Origin of the sequence: Burkholderia sp. WSM2232 (assembly GCF_000472545.1) — a bacterium.
Classification (GTDB): domain Bacteria; phylum Pseudomonadota; class Gammaproteobacteria; order Burkholderiales; family Burkholderiaceae; genus Paraburkholderia.
On sequence record NZ_AWZV01000013.1, the window covers coordinates 16682 to 36220 of the forward strand.

Consider the following 19539-nt stretch of genomic DNA (forward strand, 5'->3'; position numbering starts at 1 on the left):
GGCGCACACTGCTCTGCGCGCGGCTCATCCTGTACTACCTGCGTTTACCCGGGGTTGCGTCTTTTAACTTGTTGCCGCTATGCGGCGGAGTACACCATGGACCGTATCGACACCGTTCGCCTCGCCAGCTTTTCCGTTGCCGCCGATGCCGGCGCGGCCCGCTCGAGCGCGCCGTGGGGTGTAGCTTCCGAGGCGCCGTCGGCAGGCGTGTCCGAGGATAAGCCTGCGGGTCGCATGGACATTGTGTTCATCGAAAACTTTATCGGTCAGACGATTATAGGGATCGACAGCAGCGAGCTGCATGTGCCGCAACCGGTGCGGATGAACCTCGCCATCGGCGTGCCCGCGATTCGCGCGTGCGCGACCGATCGCATCGAGGACACCATCAACTATGCGGCGGTGCGCGCCGCGCTGCACGCGCTGCTCGAGTCGCACGGCGTGCGTCTGCTCGAAGCGCTTGCCGAAGCGGTGGCGCGTCTGCTGATCAATGATTTCGGCGCCCACTGGGTACGCGTGGCGCTGGCCAAGCCGGCCAAGTTCGACGACGTGGCGGCCGTGGGCGTGCAGATAGAGCGGCAGCGCAGCGACATGCCGAAGGCGGCGAATGCGCAAGGCGGTCTCGCGGATTATGCGTCGCTTGGCGAAGGGCTGATTCCGAACTGACAGGAAAGCGATCCGCGGCGGCCGGTTCGGCGCCGCGTGCGCAAACAGGGCGCCGCACACGTGACAAACGGCTGGTGCGCAACCAGGCGCCGCGCCGGTGACAAGCGGCTGCGTGTGCAACCAGGCGCCGCCCACGTGACAAACGGCTGCGTGTGCAACCAGGCGCCGCCCACGTGACAAACGGCTGTGTGCGCAACCAGGCGCTGCGCACGCGACGGCCGACGGCCGCCGCCCGCTGCGTCAGCGGCTATTGCCTTAGCCGCTATTTCGACGCCGCCGTCTTGTCGCCGCCGAGCCCGCAACTGCGGTAAGCATCGGTTTGCAACGTGCGGAATTTCTTTGTCTGCGCCTTCGCGTGATCGACTCGAAACTCGGCGCCCCCTTCGCCGCCGAGCGATGCGTAGCGGGAAAACGTGGACTGGTCGACGAATTCGTCATAGGGCAGCGCGGTGGCCATTTTGTCGATCACGCACGAGCATTTGTAGACGTTCGCGAAGTCGTGTCCGTTCTCGTCCATGCATGTGAGCACGTATTCGACCCGCCCCGTGGTCGGATAGTTATAACCGCCCGCCGGGGCCGCTGCGGCCGGCGCGTCGCCGTCCGCCCAGGCGAGCGGCGCGGCGAGCGCCATGCAGGCGCAGGCCGCCAGCGCGCGAAATCGTAGGGTCATCTCATGCCTCTTCAGAGCAATCGCACCAGGGCGCAAGCTGACGGCCCGCGCGGCAGCGCTGCGCGCGGGCCGCTCGCACGGCAAGGGCCGTGGCTCCTCCATCAGTTCGGTGCGAACGGGTGGGCGACGCTGCTCTTCTTCGACACGACCTCGGCAGCCGTCGGCTCGCCTCTCACCGCGCGTTGAATCGCCTCGCGCGTGGCCTTGTAGTTGTACTCCTGAATCTTCTTGTCGTCTTCCGCCTGCCAGTGAATGAAGACGCCGACGCACAGGAACAGGTCGTCGGCTTCGTCTGCGGGGATCGTGCCGTCCTCGACGCTGTCCGCGACCGCCAGCGCAACCGCATGTTGCGCGGGTCCGAACATCTGCACGGCCTGCTTCGCGCCCTTGATCGTTACCTTGTTGAAGAGGATCGTATTGGGTTTCGCTAGAAGATTCGGCGCGACCACCGCGAGCAGCGATGTGAAGCCATCCTTATTATTGGTTAGCGCATTGCAGAATGCGGTTTCCGCAGCGGAACCTCGCGGTCCCATCAGCAAGTCGATGTGTGCGACCTCGTTGCCGTCGCCGACGAGCGACTCTCCTATCAGGACGCGGTTGATCTTGGCCATGCTGTTCCTCCGATGAGTGATGGGGACTTGCCGACTGACTGACATGCCGCCTGTCACGCTCCTGGTCCGCGAGCGGCGGGCGGCGGTTGATGCACGATGGCATTCACTAACAGAATTCGTGCCAATGCGCGGCGCGTTCGTATTCAGGGCGCGTGGCGCGAGCCGCTCGCGTGGCGGGGCTCTGCAACGCACAGCGCGACGAACAGCGTGGCCACCGTCAGGTCCGCGCTCGTGCCGGGGTTGATGGCGGCGGTCTTCAGTTCGGCATCCCATGCCTTTAGCGGCACGCCGGCAGCCGCGCTGCCCGCTTCGTCGAGCGTGCGCAGCCACTGCGCGCGCCTCGCGCGTGCCGCAAGCGTGACACTCTGCGCCACGGCCGCGCCGTGCTTACGCACAATGTGCGAGTCGGGCCAGGCGCCAAGAAAGCGCAGAAACACGTTGAGCGTCGCCGCGTGCAACGAAGCGGCCGGAACTTCGCGCAAGGCGCCGAGCCCGGTTTCGAAGATGTCGCGAAAGCCCTCGGCATATTGACGTGCGATGCTGTCGCGCGTAGCGGCAAGCGCCATGGCGTCGCGCAGGCCGACCGTCGGCGCGTGATGCACGGATTGCTCGGGGGCGTCGCCCAGACCGCCTGGATTGGCGAGGGCGATTGCACGGTACGCGAGGCGCGCGTCGTCTATGTCGAGCCGCGCGAGCACGCGTTCGGTGGCGGCGTGCCAGGTTTGCGCGGTGAGCGGGCGCGCGGCTTGGTCGAGCGCGGCTGCGAGCGGCGCAATCAGCAGCAGAATGCCGAGGTTCGTATTGCAGCCGACGGCCGCGCGCGTGCGCGCGACTGCGTCCACAACGCGCTGGCCCACTGGCGCTCCGCGCGCGAGCAGCGCGTCGGCGGCGGCTTCGGCGCTCGCGATGAACTGCGCCGCACTCATGCCGTGGCCCTCGCTGTCCATGCTGACGTTGCCGGGCTTCGGTGTTTCGACGTCGAGTCGGCAGGCGTCGAGGAAGGCGGCGCGGATGCGCTCGTCGGCAAGGGCGGGCGGAGCGCCGTCGTCGCCGGAAGTGGACCAAGCGCCGTGCTTGCGGGGAGAGGACGAAGCGCCGTCCTTGCCGGAAGCGGATGAAGCGCTGTTCTTGCCGGAAGAGGACGAAGCGCTGTCTTTGCCGGAAGAGGATGAAGCGCCGTCCCTGCCGGAAGAGCACGAAGCGCCGTCCTTGCCGGAAGAGGATGAAGCTCCGTCCCTGCCGGAAGAGGACGAAGCGCCGCCCTCTCCGGCACGGCGATTCGCCCGACGCATCCCTGCGCCCGACTCGCGGGGTCCGCGCGCCGGCTCAGCCATGGCGTCCATGCAGCGCTACCACCGACGCGTCGCCGCTTGCAGCAGGCGCATGTGCGCCGCGCTGCGCCGGCAGCTTGCGAAACAGCAGATCGTCGACGAGCGCGGCCGCCACGTCCACCGGCGTCACCGATTGCAGCCCGCGCCACGCTGCCACGCCGTTCACCTCGAGCACGAGCGGTCTGGTGGCGTCGTGCGGATCGGGAATCAGGTCGACGCCCGCATAGTCGAGTCCGAGCGCCTCGGTCGCCCGTATGGCGGTTTGCGCGAGCGGCGCGGTCAGTTCCGCCGCTTCACAGCTCGCCCCTTGCGCGAAGTTGTGAATCCAGCCCTTGCCGCCGACCCGCCGCATCGCCGCCACCGCACGCCCGCCGATCACCAGTACGCGCCAGTCGAAGCCGGCGTCGCCGCCGTCGATATAACGCTGCAGGTACGCCACCTGGCTATACGGTTTGAGCGAAGGCAGCGGCGCGAGCTGGGCAGGCGCCGCGCGGCGCGCGCCGAGCCGCTTGAGGCCGTGGCCCTGCGAGCCGAACAGCGGTTTGAGCACGACCTGGCGGCCGGCCGCGGCCTCGCGCATCAGCACGCGTTGCGCGAATGCGGCCGATTCGCCCGCCCATGTCGCGGGCGTCGGCACGCCGTGGCGGTGCAGCAAGAAGCTCGTCATCGACTTGTCGACGCTGCGCTCGATCGCGCGCGCGTCGTTATAGACCGGCACGCCCGACTCGCGCAGCGCATGCAGAACGCCCAGGCGCAGCGTGACCTGCTCGAACGTGCCGCCGGCAATGCCGCGCACGAACACCGCGTCGGGCAACGTATGGCCAAAACCCGGCAGCATCAGCCCATGCGGCTGCCATGTCGTGTCGATCCGGCAGTCCGCGAGATCGACGCAACGCGCGTCGGCGCCGCGCGCGCGAAACGCTTTTTTCAGGCGCCCCGTGTGCCAGCCGGTCTCGTCGGTCATGATCGCAATGCGCAGCGGGGCCTGCGCGCCTGCCGCGTTGGCGTCGCTGTCTTCCTGCGCACGAGCGAGCGGCAACGGCGGGCTCATGGCTTGCCGCTCCACTGCGCGTGCAGCAGATCCGCGTTCACGGCGCCGCCGTGATATGTCGCGCCGCTTTCGAGGCTGCTTACCCACACTTCGGCGGGGGCGAACAGCGCCGGGTCGATCTGATAGAAGTCGTAGTTGAACGACGTGAAGATGTCCGCGAACGGGCGGCCATGGTCGCGCGAGTTCGAGGCGGGCAGTTCCGCGGCGAGCCGTCTTGCCACCGCGTCGTGCCTGACCGTGAGATGCACGCGGCCGCCGTACAGGATGGCGTCGTTGGTGCGTCCCATCGCCTGAATGCCGTCCGGCGCGGGCGGCGGCAACGGCGCGGAGCCGCCGGCCTCGACCACTTGGTCGAGCGCGACGCCCAGCACGTGCGTCTTGTGCAGCGCAACTTCCACGACCCGGGCCACCACCTGCACCGTTCCCGCCACAGAGTGTGTCGGCGTGGTGACAAGTGTCAGCTGCTGCGGCGCGAGCGCGCAGTCGTTGAGCACCTTGTCGACGATTACCTGGGGTGGCAGGCGGTCCACTTCGAGCACCAGTGTGCCCCGCTCATGACGGTCACGATAGCCGAGCTCCGCGAAAAGCGGCTCCTTGACAGCGAGCGCCCGCGCCGGCCCGGAGCCGAGCGAGAAGAACTTCTTGCCGCCGGTCTGCTCCTTGGTGGCCGCGAGACTCCACCCTGCGTACTGGCTGCCAAGGCATGCGAGCACGGGCCACGAGGTTCGCACTTCAATCGTGCTCGGCCAGAGCGGCCTTGCGTCGAGGCTCTCGCGCACGGTCACATGGCCGAGGCCGCCCATGCAGATGCGCGCGATCAGCACGCCCGCGGCGACGCTGCCCGGCGCATCCACGCCCGCGTCCACCAGCACCGTACCGTTCTCCGTGCGGCTGACGGCGGCGCCAAAGCGCGGCGCATCGTCGACGAGACGCGTCACGAGACGTTCGCTGAGTGCGTTGACGCTCAGCGCGGCGGCATCCGCGAGCGGCGGGCGGGCCGGGTCAGGAGTGGCAGTGGATGAAGTCACGGTCGGGCTCACGAAAGGGCGTGGGTAGCGAGGCTGGACAAGACGCTTGCGACGGCTCGCGGCAGTTTTCGATGCGTTGCAGAACCAGCGTGTGCTGCGCGTCGAGCGCTTGCCGGACCGCATCCACGGAAGGCGCGTGCGCGAGCAGCGTGCAGACCGGCTGGCCGGCTTCGATTCGCGTGCCGGGCATCGGCACGTCGCGGCAGCGCGCATCGCGCGCGCAGGCGTCGCTGAAGGCTTCCGATACCGCAAACGGCTGTGGCGCGAACAGCACCTGCTGGCCGGCACGGCAGACGGCGGGCGCGGGCTCGGGCGGCAGGCGGCCGTGGCGGCACGCGTCGATGTGCGCGGCAACGAGGCCGCGGGGCCATGCGTCAGGTGAGGCAGTCTCATACAGCGTCATCGTCGACGATGGACGCGTGTTTATTTCGAGCACTTCGAACGATTCGCCGTCGAGGAGAAAGTCGCAGCTATTGATGCCGGCGAGTCCGACTCGCGCGCAAAGCGCAGCGATCGCCGCGCGCACACGTATTTCCACCTTCGGCGGCAAGTCGACAGGGCCGATCGAGCCGGCATGCACGAAGGGCAGCGTGCCCATCTGGCAGGTGAGTTGTTGCGCGAAGCCAATCACCCGAGCGCTGCCGCGCGCGGCCAGAAACAGCGCCGACATTGGGCGGCCGCGGCTGTGCTGCTGGAAATACGCTTGCACCGGCCGCCCGCCGCCAGCAAGCGTGGCAAGCGGCTCGACATGAGTGCCGCCGCAGCCGTCGGCGCGCTTCATCAGCCAGCCCGAGGCCGCGGCGGGCAACGTAAAGGCAACCGGTGGATGCGGAATGTCCAGCTCGTCGAGCAGCGCGAAAAAGCGCCGCGGGTCGCGCACCTGAGCGCTTGCCTGCGCAGCATTGCCGATGAAGCGAGGCAGGCCCGGAGCTTCGCACAAGCGCGCGATAAACGGCTCGAGCCCGCTGCCGTCGATCCAGCCGATCAGGCCCGGCAGGCGCGCGCAGCGCCCAAGTGCCCCGGCGAGCTTCGCGGGGTCGATCGACAATGGGCCGCCGCCAATGTCGAACCAGAGTTCGGCTGCCTCGCGAGTATCGCGGTCGCCGAACACGTCGAGCGCGACGACGCGCAAACCGGCGCGGGCGGCAGACTGGGCGAGCATCCGCGCGGACAGCCCCGCCACGGCGACGAACGGCGCCCGCGCTGCAGAGGAACGCGACATCATGGTAGCTCCGGCAGTGCGGCGAGGCTGCTTCGACGGCCCGTCATGCGCGACATGCAGTGCACCTCTTGCATGGCGCGCCGCTCAACCGAGGCCGGCCGCGACGGCGCGGGCCTCGTCGAACGCCTGCGGAAAACTCAGGTACACGGGCTTGCCGCCGGTGCGCATCCGCGTGAAAAGCCGGTGTTCGACCTGATACTTGACATTACCGATGGCGAGCGCGCCGATGCCGATGGCACCGGCCGCCGTCGGCACGCCGTCGATCGGCTTGCCGTCGTTCATCACGTTGACGCCGGCAATGCCTTCGGGCGGCACGGCGTTGACATCGGCGGCGATCAGCAACTGGCGCGCGTGCGCGAGGTCCTCGCGGCTCACCACCTGCACGCCCGCGACGGCGGTCGCCAGCACGATCTCGGCTTCGCCGAGCACCGCGCGCAGTTCGGCGGAGTTCGTGGTGCCCACCCCTTTGGTCACGATCTGGAAGCGCTGATTGAGCTCGTCGCTCACGCGCGCGGCGCGCGCCGCGTTGGTGTGGCTCGCAATCGATACGTCCGCGCCGAGCGAAGCCGCCATGGCAGCCGCCACGCGCCCAACCGCGCCCGTGCCGCCGAGAATCAGCAGGCGCTTGCCGCCCAGTTCCATGCCGTACGCCTTCGCGAGATGCCGCTCGGCGAGCGCGACGAGCGCGGCCGCGGTCGTGTAGGCGCCGCTCGGGTCGGCGAACACTGAGACTTCGAACGGCGGCACCATCGCCTTGCGAGCCGTGTCGAGCATGTCGGCGGCGAGCATGACGTCGCGTCCGCCAATGAAAATGCCGGTGCGCGCCACGCCTTTCGGTCCGCGCGAAAAGATCGCGTCCTGGGTGAGGTTGCCCACCATGCCGGCGTCGACGTTGCAATACGGCACGATGATCTGGTAGCCGGCGTCGGCGGCCATGTTGACGTCGAATGGGCTCATCTGCGGCGTGGCCGTGAACATGTGCAGGATGTAGGGCCTTTCCGCGGGTTTTTCCGCTAGTTTTTCAGTGGTGTCGGACATGGCAGAGGGCTCGTTTCGGTGGCGATGTCATGGACTGCGCAAGTGACGGGAGACAAGTGACGCGAGACAGGGCACGGCCTGATATGCGCTGCGCCGCGGAATAAGGACACTTCATGCTGCGCCGATGCGTCGATGCTGCCGCGCCTCGTCCGAGCGCACGGTCGCGCCGCGATTGCGTCCGCTCACGACGGCGCATTCGATGTGCGGCAGGCCGCGCGTCGCTTCGCGTGCCGTGGCGAGCGCGCCTTCGGCGTCGCGTGCGCTGCCGAGAATCGCAAAGCCGGTCGGCCCCCACGAACTCTGGCCGATGCCCGCTGTTCGTTGCGCGGCCACGGCACGCAGCGCCCGTTCGACGCCGGGGCTCGTGAACACGCCGCCTTGCACGGGCGCGAAATATTCGCCGATGGTCTGCTGCATCTCCGTCAAGCCCTGCGCGAACGGCACGATGTTGCGCTCGGCGGCACCAGGCAGGATTTTCATCAGCACGAGGTGGCACAGATGCGCGGCGAGCCGCTGCGGAAACGGCGCGAGCGCCGCAAGGCCGCGCCGCTCCTGTGCACCGTGCAGGCCTTCGCGGGCCGTGTCGCTCACCAGCAGCACGCGCCAGTTCTCAGGAAACGGCTGGCGCGCGAGCAGCGGCGGCACGCCTTGACGCAGATCGCCTGCAGGCCCGCCGTCCACCAGCAGGCCGCCCGAATCGAAGCCGAGCACGCCGATTCCCGAGCGTGCGCCGCGGCCGAGCAGGCACGCGAGTTCGGCCGTGGTCGCGACATGACCGAGCAGCCGCACGAACGCCATGCCCACTGCGAGCGACAGTTGCGTGCCCGAGCCGAGCCCGCTGTGCGCGCGCGGCGTATGCGTGACTTCGATTGCGACGGGAGCAGGGTCGTAGGCAGCATGCAGGCGCTCGAGACAGAGCGCGATGCGCTCGCGTTCCGCCTCCGTTATTGCGCCGCTTATCGAGTCGCTTATGGAGTCGCGCTCCGCGAGCCGCGCTTCGATGCGAGTACCGCTGCCGTCGATCACGAGTCCGACGCTGCCGAACGCGCGCCCGAGCGACGCGTTCGGATCGAGAAAGCCCAGATGCAGCCGCGCGGGGGCGTCGACCGTTACGGTGGCGTCAGGCGGAAGGCGGCGAACGTGAAGCTGCATCGCGAGTGTCCTTGTTCGTGCGTGACTCGATGGGGCTCAACGGGCGTGAGCCGCAAGCGCCGCATCGCAACGGACATTGGCGACGACATGTCGGATCTCGCGGCGGGCGGCGCACGACGTCAAGCGAAAGCCGTACCAGCACCGCCGCGCGATGCACCGGGTTAACCTTGCTCTGCTGCCTGCGAAGGCTTCGCCGCGTCGTATTTGATGTAGCGAAAGCGCTGGTCGTCGCCCGGCGTGCCTTCCAGCGGACCGCCCTCGGTGGCCGGTTGCCACTGGATGAACGACTCAATCTTGCTCGCGAGCGCAAAGTCCTTGTCGGTGATGCCCTTTGCCGAATGCGTCTTGAGCTTGACGATCACGAATGCATAGGACACCGTCAGATCGGGGTGATGCCACGCGGCCTCCGCGAGGTGGCCCACTGCGTTCACCACCATCAAGGTTCCTTTCCAGCCTTCGGTGCGGTACTTGCGCCGCAGCCAGCCGTCTTCGAAATACCAGTGCTGTAGCGGGCCGACGAGGCGCTGCTGGATCTCGTCGTCGGAATAGACCTTTTCTGTGCTTGCCATGGACGCTCCTTAGCGGACGTTGGGTCGATCGGGGAACCTCATGTTGCGCTGCAATTCACGCGACATGCGGCATGCGACTGGCGCGCGAGCCTCGGTCGCGCGGCGCGGCGGCCGGTTCGCGGCGTGCCTCGGGACGGACACGCTTCGTACCGGACCATGACACAGTATGTTCCACATGCCGCGAGAGCGTGGTGTCACGGCGTGACACCGTTGTCTCGTCGTGCGCGTCATCACCGTGCGACGCGCGTGCCGCGCTTCGATGCCGGCGGTGCCCGGCGCGCGGCGCGCGGCGTGGTGCGCGGCGACCGCGTGCCGTTATGCGCAGCGCGTCGTGGCGGCGCTCGCGGGCAGCGACGCTGTCGCACCGGCATGGAATATGCGTTGGCCGTCATGCGCCGCAAAACCCGACAACGATTGGGAATGGCGCTGATCGTTACCCTGCTCCGTGGAGGCGCGCCCGGTGCGACGAGGTAGCGTGGGTCATTCGTGAGTTGAACAGCAAGACCATTCTGGAGGAGACATGAACTTACGCACCACGGTTCTTGGGCTCGCGATCCTCGCGTCGGCAACCTTGAGCTCTATCGTTGCACAGGCCGATTCGCAGCTCGACGGTGTCATGAAAAGTCCGTCGAACTGGGCGACGCAGGCGGGCGACTATGCGAATCACCGCTACAGTCCACTCAAGCAGATCAACGAAAGCAACGTCGGCAAACTTCAGGTCGCATGGACCATGTCGACCGGCGTGCTGCGCGGCCATGAAGGCTCGCCGCTCGTGATCGGCGACACCATGTATATCCACTCGCCGTTCCCTAACAAGGTGATAGCGATCAACCTCAAGGATCAGACTTTCATCTGGCAGTACCAGCCGAAACAGGACGATTCGGTTGTCTCCGTGATGTGCTGCGACACGGTCAATCGCGGGCTTGCCTATGGCGACGGCAAGATCTTCCTGCAGCAGGCCGACACCAAGCTCGTCGCGTTGGACGCAAAATCGGGCGACGTGGTCTGGACCGCGCAGAACGGCAATCCGAAGGCCGGCGAAACCAACACGAATGCGCCGCACGTATTCGGCGACAAGGTGCTCACGGGCATCTCGGGCGGCGAGTTCGGCGTGCGCGGACGGCTGATCGCCTACGACATCAAGACCGGCAAGCCGGCCTGGACGGCATACAGCACCGGTCCGGACAAGGACATGCTGATGGACCCAGACAAGACGACGACCTACGCCGACGGCAAGATGGTGCCGGTGGGCGCGGACTCGTCGCTGAAGTCGTGGAAGGGCGATCAGTGGAAGCTGGGCGGCGGCACCACGTGGGGCTGGTATGCGTGGGACCCGAAGCTCAACCTTGTCTACTACGGCACGGGCAATCCGGGCACGTGGAACCCGACGCAACGTCCGGGCGACAACAAGTGGTCGATGTCCATTTTTGCGCGCGATCTGAATACCGGCATGGCGAAGTGGGTCTATCAGATGACGCCGCATGACGAGTGGGACTACGACGGCGTCAATGAAATGATCCTGTCCGACCTGACGATCGACGGCAAGAAAGTACCCGCCATCGTTCACTTCGACCGCAACGGCTTCGGCTACACGTTGAACCGCGAGAGCGGCCAATTGCTGGTGGCGCAGAAGTACGATCCGGCCGTGAACTGGGCCGACAGCGTCGACCTGAAGAGCGGCAAGCCGATTCGCAACGCGGCATATTCGACCCAGGCAGCGGGCTCGGATCACAACGTGAAGGGCATCTGCCCAGCGGCGCTCGGCTCGAAGGATCAGCAGCCGGCGGCGTTCGACCCGAACTCGAGCCTCTTCCTCGTGCCGACCAACCACGTCTGCATGGATTACGAGCCGTTCGATGTCGACTACGTGTCGGGTCAGCCGTATGTGGGCGCCACGCTGTCGATGTATCCCGGTCCGAACGAGAACAAGGCGATGGGCAATTTCATCGCGTGGGATGCGGCCAAAGGCAAGATCGTCTGGTCCAAGCCGGAGAAGTTCTCGGTGTGGTCGGGCGCGCTCGCCACGGCAGGGGGCATCGCGTTCTACGGCACGCTCGAAGGCTACCTGAAGGCAGTCCGCATCAAGGACGGCAAGGAACTGTGGCGCTTCAAGACGCCGTCGGGGATCATCGGCAACGTGTTCACGTACCAGTATCAGGGTAAGCAGTACGTGGGCGTGTACTCGGGCATCGGCGGCTGGGCCGGCATCGGCATGGCGGCAGGACTCGAGAAGTCGACGGAAGGTCTGGGCGCGGTGGGCGGTTATCGCGAGCTCGCGAAGTACACGGCGCTCGGCGGCACGCTGTTCGTGTTCGCCATTCCGGGCGGCAACAGCTAACAGCCAGTAGCCAGCAGTAGTTTGTTGAAGTCATCGGGGCCGCGTCCTCGCCATGCGTCGACGAAACGCAGCGAGGCGCGGTTCTACCTTGAGGAGACATTTGCATATGAAAGGCCGAACAATCTTGTTGCGGGCGGCACTGCCCGTCCTTTTCGTCGTGCTGCCTGTCACGTACGCCCAGACCAATCCCGCGATTGCCCAGGTGGCGTACAAGGTGGTCGACGGCAGCAAGGTGGACAGCAACACGTTGCAAGGATGGAAGACCTGGCGCGCGCTGGCCTGTGAGCGCTGCCACGGCGCGCAGCAGCAGGGCATGGTGGGGCCGTCGCTCGTCGAGGCGTTGAAGACGCTCGACAAGAACGAGTTCCATCGCACGGTATTCGGTGGGCGCGTCGACAAGGGCATGCCCGACTTCAGTTCCAGCCAGATGATGCAGAAGAACTGGGAGAACCTTTACGCCTATCTGAAAGGGCGTTCGGACGGGCAGATCAAGCCCGGCGATCTGCAGGCCATCGACGCGAAATAACGGCGGCGGCTCTACTTCAGGAGGTGCTCGATGCGTCATCGCAAATCAATGCACGCGCATGCCGCGCTCGTCGCGGCCGCGCTGTGTTACGCGGCGCTCGCAAGCGGCGCGGTGCGCGCCCAGGGCGAGGCGCTGCCCAACAACGACGGCGCCGACGGCGTGCTGCGCGTTTGCGCCGACCCGAACAACATGCCGCTGTCGAACAACAAGGGCGAGGGTTACGAGAACCGCATCGCGAGCCAGATGGCAAGCGACTTCGGCTACAAGCTCGAATACACCTACTTTCCGCAGCGCATGGGCTTCGTGCGCCACACGTTGCGCGAGAAGGTGCCGGAGACCGGCGCTTATAAGTGCGATCTGATTATCGGCGTGCCGAAAGGCTACGACCTGACCTCGACCACGCAGCCGTACCTGCGCTCCACTTATGCCATGGTGTTCAAGAAGCGGCCCGAGTTCGCCGGCATCAACACGCCGGACGATCTGCTCAAGCTGCCGCCCGACCAGTTGCACAAGCTGCGCTTCGGGATTTTCACGCAGACACCTGCCGTGGACTGGCTGCTCGGTCATAACCTGATCGATCAGGCGGTGTCGTATCGGGTGCAAAGCGGCGATCCGCAGGAGTATCCTGGCCAGATGATCGAGCGCGATCTGCAGGCGGGCAATGTCGACGTGGTGTTCCTGTGGGGGCCGATTGCCGGCTACTTTGCGAAGCGCTCCGGCGATTCGGTGAAGCTTGTGCCGTTCCCCGCCACCCCTGGCATCCGTTTCGACTATACGATTTCGATGGGCGTGCGCTACGGCGAGAAAGCGTGGAAGGACAAGGTCGATCAATGGATCGGCGCGAATCACGACAAGATCGACAGCATTCTCACGAGCTATGAAGTGCCGCTGCTGAAGCCCGTCGACGCGCCGGCGGGCAAACCCGCGGACGCCTCGCCATGACGGCGTTGCGCGGCGCTTTGTGCCGCGGAGGACGGCGCACGCTCGCGGCGTGCGCAGCGAGCCTTGCATGCATGACAGGCGCTGCGGGCATAGGCGGTGCGATGGGTGCGATGGGCGCTGCCGCCGTAGCGGCCACCGTGGGCGTGACAGGTGCTATCGGATTTGCAGCCAACGTGCAGGCGGCGGCGCCCGCGCCCGGCACCGGCGAGATTTCGCCCGCCGAGCGGCTGATCTTCACCACCGACCATCTGCACGGCGTCGCCCAGCAAACCGAGCTCGACTATGCACTGCTGAGTTCCGACCCGCCCGCGCACGGCAGCGATACCGTCAAGGTGCTGGTGACGAGTCCAGACAACGCGAAGGGCGACGCCCAGGTGTCGGACCACACCGGCGCAGTGCCGTTGCCGAACGGCGGTTTGCAGTGCAATCCCGTCATCATCTATTTTCTCGAGCGCGACATTGCCGAGATGGAGCAGCTGACGGGCGGCAAGCGCCGCTATTTCCAGCAGCGCGTGCGGCTCGCGCTCGCGGCCGGGCCGAAGATCGAAACGGTGACGAGCCAGATAGACGGCAAGCCGGTAAAGGCGCAGCAGATCGTCGTGCAGCCGTTTCTCGACGACCCCAATGCCGCGCGTTTTGCGCAGTACACAGGCAAGCGTTATACGTTCGTGATTTCGAGTACGGTACCGGGCCAGGTGGCGCTGATTCGCACGGACGTGCCGGGCGCGAACAACGATTTCGCGCATCCGCTGCAAAGCCGCACGCTCAGCTTTCAAGCCGTGTTGCGCAAGCTGCCGCCCGCGGGGAATGCGCCCGGCGCGCCGCATTCGCCCAACGAGTCCGTCAAGCCATCGAACGCGCCGCGCGCGAGCCGGTAGCGGGCGCGGCCGTGAATTTCGTCCGCTCGCTCACGCTGCGTCAGTTGCAGATTTTCGTCGTGGCGAGCCGCTATACGAGCTTCGCGCGCGCCGCCGAGGAGTTGCATCTGACGCAGCCGGCTGTGTCGATGCAGATTCATCAACTCGAAGAGGCCGTCGGCCTGCGTCTTTTCGAGCGCATCTCGCGCAAGCTGGCATTGACCGAGGCCGGCGAGCGGTTCAGCCATCACGCGAGTCGCATTCTCGGCGAAATCAAGGACGCCGAAGACGCGATGACGTCGCTCAAGCAGGCCGACAGCGGCTCGCTCGCGGTGGGCATCGTTAGTTCAGCGACGTATTTCGCGCCCAAGCTGCTCGCCATGTATTCACATATCTACCCAAAGGTAGACGTGCACTTCTCGGTCGGCAACCGGGACGCACTGCTGCGCCTCCTGCAGGACAACGCAATCGACCTGGCAATCATGGGACGCCCGCCGCCCGAGCTCGACACGACGAGCGAGCCGCTTGCATGGCATCCGCAAGTGGTGATCGCGCCGGTGGATCATCCGCTTGCCGGGGCGCGGCGTTTCGACTTGCAGGAATTGCGCGGCGACACGTTTTTGCTGCGCGAACCAGGCTCCGGCACGCGCATGGCCGCCGAGGATATGTTCAGGCAGCATCTTTTCACGCCTGCGAAAGTCGTCACGCTAGGCAGCAACGAAACGATCAAGCAGGCGGTGATAGCGGGTATGGGCGTGAGCCTCATTTCGCTGCATACGTTGCTGCTGGAATTGCGTACGAAGGAACTCGCCCTGCTCGATGTGAACGGCACGCCCATCGAGCGCACGTGGCAGATCGTGCATTTGCGCGCCAAGCAGCTTTCGCCGACCTGCATGATCTTCCGGCAATTTCTGCTCGAAGAGGCCGCTGCTTATCTGGAGCGCGAGTATGCGCCGTTCGTGCCGTTGCCCGGCAAGTCTGCGAAGGTCCTGCTGAAGGCGGTCGACGATGCATCCGCGTAAAGCGTTTTTTTGCCGACGGCGCAGTGTGTGCCCGCCATAGGAGATTGCACCGATGGGTTCCAGCGAACAGCTTCAGGACTGGCGTCTGCACGCGCTGCAAATCGAGGAACAGGTTGCGAGCGCGGTAATCGGACAGCAGCAGGTGATCCGGCTCATTACCGTGGCACTGTTTGCACGCGGCCATGTGCTGCTCGAGGGCGGTGTGGGCGTCGGCAAGACGACCGTGTTGCGCGCTTTTGCGCGTGTCGTGGGCGGCGAGTTCGAGCGGGTGGAAGGCACCATCGACCTGATGCCCGGCGACCTCGTCTATCACACGTATGTCGATGCAGAAGGCCGGCCGCGCATCGATCCGGGGCCGCTTTTGCGCCACGGCGAGCGGCTCACCACGTTCTTCTTCAACGAGATCAACCGTGCGCGTCCGCAGGTTCAGTCGCTGCTGCTGCGCGCGATGGCCGAGCGCTCGGTATGGGCGTTCGACCGCGAATACCGCTTTCCACATATGACGGTGTTTGCCGATCGCAACAAGGTGGAGAAGGAAGAGACCTTCGAGCTCGCGTCGGCGGCGCGCGATCGCTTTCTGTTCGAACTGGGCATGCCGACACCCGACGACACCGATGTGCGCCGCGCGCTCGTGTTCGATGCCGACTATCACGACGTGGACCGGTTGCTCTCGCGTCTGTCTCCTGGCATCGTGCCGTGGGAGCAGTTGAACCAGATCGGCGCTGCGATCCAGCACAGCGTACAGGCGAGCGAAACGATAGAACGCTATGTGCTCGACATCTGGCAAGCCACCGAAACGCCGCAGCGTTTCGGCATCGCACTCGAGGGCGTGGAGATGGAGCGGCTCATTCTCGCTGGCGCGAGTCCGCGCGGCATGAGCGCGCTCTTGCGTGCGGCGCGCGTGGTCGCCTGGCTCGCGGGCCGCACCCATCTGATTCCGGAAGACATTCACGCGGTACTGTTGCCCGCGCTCGGTCACCGCGTGTTCTTCACGCCGATCTACGAATTGCGCCGCCAGGAACTAGCTGAGGCGCTGATCGCGCAAATCGTCGGCAAACTGGCCGTGCCTTGAGCCATGAACGCCGTCGCGGAGTTTCATTACCGTTTGCCGATGCGTTCGGGGGGCGTCAGGCCAGGCTCGCATCGCGGCGCGAGTTTCGGTTCGGGCCAGGAGTTCGCGATGCACGGCCGTCTGTTCGACTATCCCGATCCGCGTCGCCTCGATCTGCGGGCGAGTGTGCGCGCGGCGCGTTCGGAATGGCTCGTGCGGGTGCATTTGCAGCGCGCCGCGGTGCCGGTGCAGGCGCTTGTCGACGTGTCCGCGTCGATGCGCTTCGGAACGCGTCAAACCAAACTGGAGGTGGCCGCGGATTTTGTCGAAGCACTGGGACACAGCGCGTTTCGCGTCGGCGACCCGCTCGGCATGCTCGCATTCGACCAGGGCGCACGCGACGATCTTTTCATGCCGCCGCGCTCCGGCCGGGGCATCGGCAATCTTCTGGCGACGATGCTGCGCGAGACTGCGCGCTCCAGCGTGGGTGCAGTGTCGAGTGGCGGAGTCGGCGTCGGCTCCGGCGAAGCGCTGCGGCGCGTCGCGTCCAATATGGCGGGCCGGCAGGCGCTGGTGTTTCTGGTCTCCGATTTTCATTGGCCGCTGACTGCACTGCCCGCTGTGCTCGATCTGCTGGTGCATGCGTACGTGGTGCCCATTGTCGTGTGGGACGCCGCCGAGATTGCACCGCCTGCGGGCGGGCCGCTGCTCGCGGTCAGCGACGCAGAGTCCGGCAAAGTGCGCTCGCTGTGGTTAAGCCCCAGTGTGCGCGAGCGTTGGCGCGAGGGCGTTGCAAAACGCCGCGCCGAACTCCTGGCGACCTTCGGCAAGCGCGCAATACAGCCGTTCTTTATAGAAAGCGCTTTCGATCCGGAGGCCATGTCGCGTTACTTTCTGGAGGCGGTAGCATGAGTGCGCAAGAGCGAGGCTTGCGGTGCGGTTCGTTGCGCGGTTCGTTGCGTGACTTGCGGGCCGCGATGATGGTCGCTGTCGTGCTGCTGCCCGCGCTGTTGCCGTCGACCAACCTCGCGGCAACCGGCGACACAGCCAGCGGCGCAACTTTTCAACCGACGGTTCAGCAACCGCGCGCCTTCGGCTATCTGCTCGGCGATGTCCTCACACAACGCATATTGCTGCGAGACGAGAGCCATGATGTCGGTTCCGTGGCGCCGCCTTCTCTCGGGCGCACCGATGTGTGGCTCGAGCGCCGACGTGTTCGCACGGAAACCGACAGCGACGGCCGCCGCTGGATGGCGATCGATTATCAGGTCGTCAACGTGCCGGCTGCGCTCGCGCAAATCGCGTTGCCGGCGTTGGCGCTTGCCTCGTCATCGGGTGCTGCGCTGCGAATCGCCGAGTGGCCGCTTAGCATCGGTCCCGCCACTCCCGCCAATCCGTTCAATGCCGGCGACCTGCAAGCGCTGCGGCCGGACCGGCTCGCTGCGCCCGTGCCGACTGCGCCGTTGCGTCGGCAGGCGAGCATTGCCGGCGGGTTGTCGTTGCTCACGCTATTGTGCTGGGCCGGCTGGTGGTGGTGGCGCAATGCGCGCGAGTCGGCTCGCCTGCCATTTGCGCGTGCATGGCGCCAGATGCGGCGCCTGCAGCCTTCCACCGGGCCTGGCGCGCAGGCTTCCGCGGATGGCTGGCTCTGCCTGCATCGCGCGCTGAACGAAACGGCGGGACACGTGGTGCACGCCGGTTCGCTGCCGGGCCTCTTCGTTCAGGCGCCGTATCTGCAACCGTTGCGCGCGCAACTGGAGCAGTTCTATCGGCAATCGGCGGAGCGCTTTTTTGTGCCCGCTTCGGGCGCCGACGCCTATCCGCTGCGCAGCCTGTGCGAGGCGCTGTATCGCGCCGAACAGCGTCATCAGCGGTAAGCGCAATGAACACTATGGCGCTCGATTTCGCTCGCCCCTGGCTGCTCGCACTGTTGCCGCTCGCCTTGCTGCCGCTGCTGCCGCGCCGCGCGGACACGCTGGCGTTTTCGTGGATCGCATGGCTGCCGGACGATCGCGCCGGACGCTGGGTCGGCGCGCTCGCCAAGGGCAGTGCGGTGCTGGCGATGCTTGCGATCGTGAGCGGCCTGGCAGGCCCCGGGCGTTCTCCGCGCGAGGTGCTGCGCACGGGCAGCGGCGCCCAGATCATCCTTCTGATGGACCGCAGTGCGAGCATGGACGAGCCGATCGAGAGCAAGGGCGTGGAGGTGAGCGCGGGGGAATCGAAGAACAAGGTGGCGCGCGCTTCATTAACGGAGTTCGTCGCGCAGCGGCCGAACGACCGGCTCGCGTTCATGATGTTCGGCACGAGCCCGTTACTGGCTATGCCGTTTACCTATGACCATCGCGCGATCGACGCGGCCATTGCCGGTACGGCCGTGGGTCGCGGCATGCCCGACACGCAGCTCGATCTGGGGCTGCTGACGGCGATCGGCGAGTTCAACGGGCCGCACTCGTCGAGCCGACGCGCAATCGTGCTGGTGTCCGACGGCGGCGCGAAACTCAGCGCGCGCGTGCGGCAACTGATAGAAGAGGGCCTGCTGCGCAATCAGATCGCACTGTACTTCATCTATCTTCGCAGCAGCGTTTACAGCCCGGATCTGAATGCCGCTCTACCCGCGAACGACTCGTCGGCGGAAGCGGAATTGCACCGCTATTTTCTTTCGCTTAAGACACCTTATCGTCTGTTCCAGACAGGCAACGCAAAAGCAATGAGGGACGCGATGGCCGAGATCAACCGTCAGCAGAATGTGCAGACTACCTTCGTCGAGCATTTGCCGCGCGAGGATCTGAGCGCATATTGCTTCGCCGCCGCGCTTGCGGGTTGCGTGGCGCTCATCGGCTTGCGGCTCTTTCAGGTTCGAGTGTGGTCATGAAGCGCGCGTCGGTGCATATGATCTTCGGAACGGTCGCGCTATGCTGTGCGGCCGTAGCCGCATACGACTGGGTGCGCCTGCGGCAAGCGGAGCAGGTGAATCTGACGGTTGCCGCCCTTGCGGCCACCGGCAAAGCCGCGGCGAAAGAGCCACCGCACGTGACTGGCCGCATGGACGATGCGCCGCAGGTTAGACTCGCACGCGCCATCGCGTTGTCCAGACAGGGTGCTTACGATACGGCGGGCCCGTTGTTCGAGTCGCTGATTCGCGAGCAACCTGAAGGCGACACCGCGCGTGCGGCGCTGTTCGATATGGGCAATCTGTACCTGCGCCAGGGCATCGGGCACGGCACGGCGGGCGCAGTCGAATCGCTCGCGATGGTCGAGGAGGCGAAGGCACGCTACCGCAGCCTGCTGCGTATCGCACCGGACGATTGGGATGCGCGCTATAACCTCGAACGTGCGTTGTGGCTGGTGCCCGAGACGCGTTCGGCTTCCAATGCGCCCGACATCAAGGAGCAGCACGACGTGAAGGTTCGCGATCCGGAAAGCAAGGATTTGCCGTGAGCCTCCGTACACGTATGCGGGGCTTTTTCG

The 19539-nt window shown here is 66.1% G+C and carries 20 protein-coding genes; 11 read left to right on the plus strand and 9 right to left on the minus strand.

The features are described from left to right. The first annotated feature begins 96 nt into the window (after positions 1 to 96). A complete protein-coding gene (locus F757_RS0113425) occupies positions 97 to 663 on the plus strand; it encodes a dihydroneopterin aldolase (protein ID WP_027211835.1) in 567 nt (188 codons plus the stop codon). A 262-nt stretch (positions 664 to 925) separates the two neighbouring features. Here F757_RS0113425 and F757_RS0113430 read toward each other — a convergent pair whose 3' ends face one another. The 9 genes from F757_RS0113430 to F757_RS0113475 all read right to left on the minus strand — a co-directional run bounded on the left by F757_RS0113430 (position 926) and on the right by F757_RS0113475 (position 9335). Next, positions 926 to 1333 (minus strand): hypothetical protein, encoded by a 408-nt coding sequence (locus tag F757_RS0113430; protein ID WP_027211836.1) that lies wholly within the window; start codon positions 1331 to 1333, stop codon positions 926 to 928. Positions 1334 to 1434: 101 nt separating this feature from the next. Continuing rightward, the gene (fae, locus tag F757_RS0113435) at positions 1435 to 1944 is read right to left on the minus strand and encodes a formaldehyde-activating enzyme (RefSeq protein WP_013342895.1); all 510 of its coding nucleotides are present in this window, start codon (positions 1942 to 1944) and stop codon (positions 1435 to 1437) included. Between the two features lie 143 nt (positions 1945 to 2087). Beyond that, positions 2088 to 2957, minus strand: coding sequence for a triphosphoribosyl-dephospho-CoA synthase (locus F757_RS33485; RefSeq protein WP_035466784.1), 870 nt, complete (start codon positions 2955 to 2957; stop codon positions 2088 to 2090). Between the two features lie 313 nt (positions 2958 to 3270). Next, positions 3271 to 4326: an ATP-grasp domain-containing protein gene (locus F757_RS0113445; RefSeq protein WP_027211838.1), complete on the minus strand. Its 1056-nt coding sequence runs from the start codon at positions 4324 to 4326 to the stop codon at positions 3271 to 3273. Continuing rightward, positions 4323 to 5354 carry a methenyltetrahydromethanopterin cyclohydrolase gene (gene mch / locus F757_RS0113450; protein WP_027211839.1) on the minus strand — a complete coding sequence of 344 codons (1032 nt, stop codon included), beginning with the start codon at positions 5352 to 5354 and terminating at the stop codon, positions 4323 to 4325. Before mch ends, F757_RS0113445 begins: the two co-directional genes overlap by 4 nt. Beyond that, a complete protein-coding gene (locus F757_RS0113455; protein ID WP_027211840.1) occupies positions 5329 to 6579 on the minus strand; it encodes an ATP-grasp domain-containing protein in 1251 nt (416 codons plus the stop codon). Before F757_RS0113455 ends, mch begins: the two co-directional genes overlap by 26 nt. 81 nt (positions 6580 to 6660) lie before the next feature. Then, positions 6661 to 7614 carry an NAD(P)-dependent methylenetetrahydromethanopterin dehydrogenase gene (locus tag F757_RS0113460; protein WP_027211841.1) on the minus strand — a complete coding sequence of 318 codons (954 nt, stop codon included), beginning with the start codon at positions 7612 to 7614 and terminating at the stop codon, positions 6661 to 6663. A gap of 111 nt (positions 7615 to 7725) precedes the next feature. Then, positions 7726 to 8766 carry a beta-ribofuranosylaminobenzene 5'-phosphate synthase family protein gene (locus F757_RS0113465; RefSeq protein WP_027211842.1) on the minus strand — a complete coding sequence of 347 codons (1041 nt, stop codon included), beginning with the start codon at positions 8764 to 8766 and terminating at the stop codon, positions 7726 to 7728. 161 nt (positions 8767 to 8927) lie between these two features. After that, the gene (locus F757_RS0113475) at positions 8928 to 9335 is read right to left on the minus strand and encodes a 4a-hydroxytetrahydrobiopterin dehydratase (protein WP_027211843.1); all 408 of its coding nucleotides are present in this window, start codon (positions 9333 to 9335) and stop codon (positions 8928 to 8930) included. A 520-nt stretch (positions 9336 to 9855) separates the two neighbouring features. Here F757_RS0113475 and F757_RS0113485 point away from each other — a divergent pair. The 10 genes from F757_RS0113485 (at position 9856) to F757_RS0113530 (ending at position 19509) form a co-directional block, all read left to right on the plus strand. Then, positions 9856 to 11673, plus strand: coding sequence for a methanol/ethanol family PQQ-dependent dehydrogenase (locus tag F757_RS0113485; protein WP_027211844.1), 1818 nt, complete (start codon positions 9856 to 9858; stop codon positions 11671 to 11673). A 106-nt stretch (positions 11674 to 11779) separates the two neighbouring features. Beyond that, positions 11780 to 12199, plus strand: coding sequence for a c-type cytochrome (locus F757_RS0113490; RefSeq protein WP_027211845.1), 420 nt, complete (start codon positions 11780 to 11782; stop codon positions 12197 to 12199). Positions 12200 to 12229: 30 nt separating this feature from the next. Next, positions 12230 to 13141, plus strand: a complete 912-nt coding sequence (locus F757_RS0113495; RefSeq protein WP_027211846.1) for a substrate-binding domain-containing protein — start codon at positions 12230 to 12232, stop codon at positions 13139 to 13141. A gap of 71 nt (positions 13142 to 13212) precedes the next feature. Next, positions 13213 to 14019 carry a hypothetical protein gene (locus F757_RS0113500; protein WP_442856642.1) on the plus strand — a complete coding sequence of 269 codons (807 nt, stop codon included), beginning with the start codon at positions 13213 to 13215 and terminating at the stop codon, positions 14017 to 14019. Positions 14020 to 14030: 11 nt separating this feature from the next. Continuing rightward, the gene (locus F757_RS0113505) at positions 14031 to 15020 is read left to right on the plus strand and encodes a LysR family transcriptional regulator (protein WP_027211848.1); all 990 of its coding nucleotides are present in this window, start codon (positions 14031 to 14033) and stop codon (positions 15018 to 15020) included. A 52-nt stretch (positions 15021 to 15072) separates the two neighbouring features. Continuing rightward, positions 15073 to 16092: an AAA family ATPase gene (locus tag F757_RS0113510; RefSeq protein WP_027211849.1), complete on the plus strand. Its 1020-nt coding sequence runs from the start codon at positions 15073 to 15075 to the stop codon at positions 16090 to 16092. A gap of 3 nt (positions 16093 to 16095) precedes the next feature. Continuing rightward, positions 16096 to 16983, plus strand: coding sequence for a DUF58 domain-containing protein (locus F757_RS0113515; RefSeq protein ID WP_027211850.1), 888 nt, complete (start codon positions 16096 to 16098; stop codon positions 16981 to 16983). Beyond that, positions 16980 to 17948 carry a hypothetical protein gene (locus tag F757_RS0113520; RefSeq protein ID WP_051376759.1) on the plus strand — a complete coding sequence of 323 codons (969 nt, stop codon included), beginning with the start codon at positions 16980 to 16982 and terminating at the stop codon, positions 17946 to 17948. Before F757_RS0113515 ends, F757_RS0113520 begins: the two co-directional genes overlap by 4 nt. Positions 17949 to 17953: 5 nt before the next feature. Next, entirely contained in the window at positions 17954 to 18943 is a 990-nt protein-coding gene (locus F757_RS0113525) for a vWA domain-containing protein (RefSeq protein ID WP_027211852.1), read from the plus strand. Further along, positions 18940 to 19509: a tetratricopeptide repeat protein gene (locus F757_RS0113530; RefSeq protein WP_027211853.1), complete on the plus strand. Its 570-nt coding sequence runs from the start codon at positions 18940 to 18942 to the stop codon at positions 19507 to 19509. The genes F757_RS0113525 and F757_RS0113530 overlap by 4 nt, the downstream gene beginning before the upstream one ends. Positions 19510 to 19539: the final 30 nt, after the last annotated feature.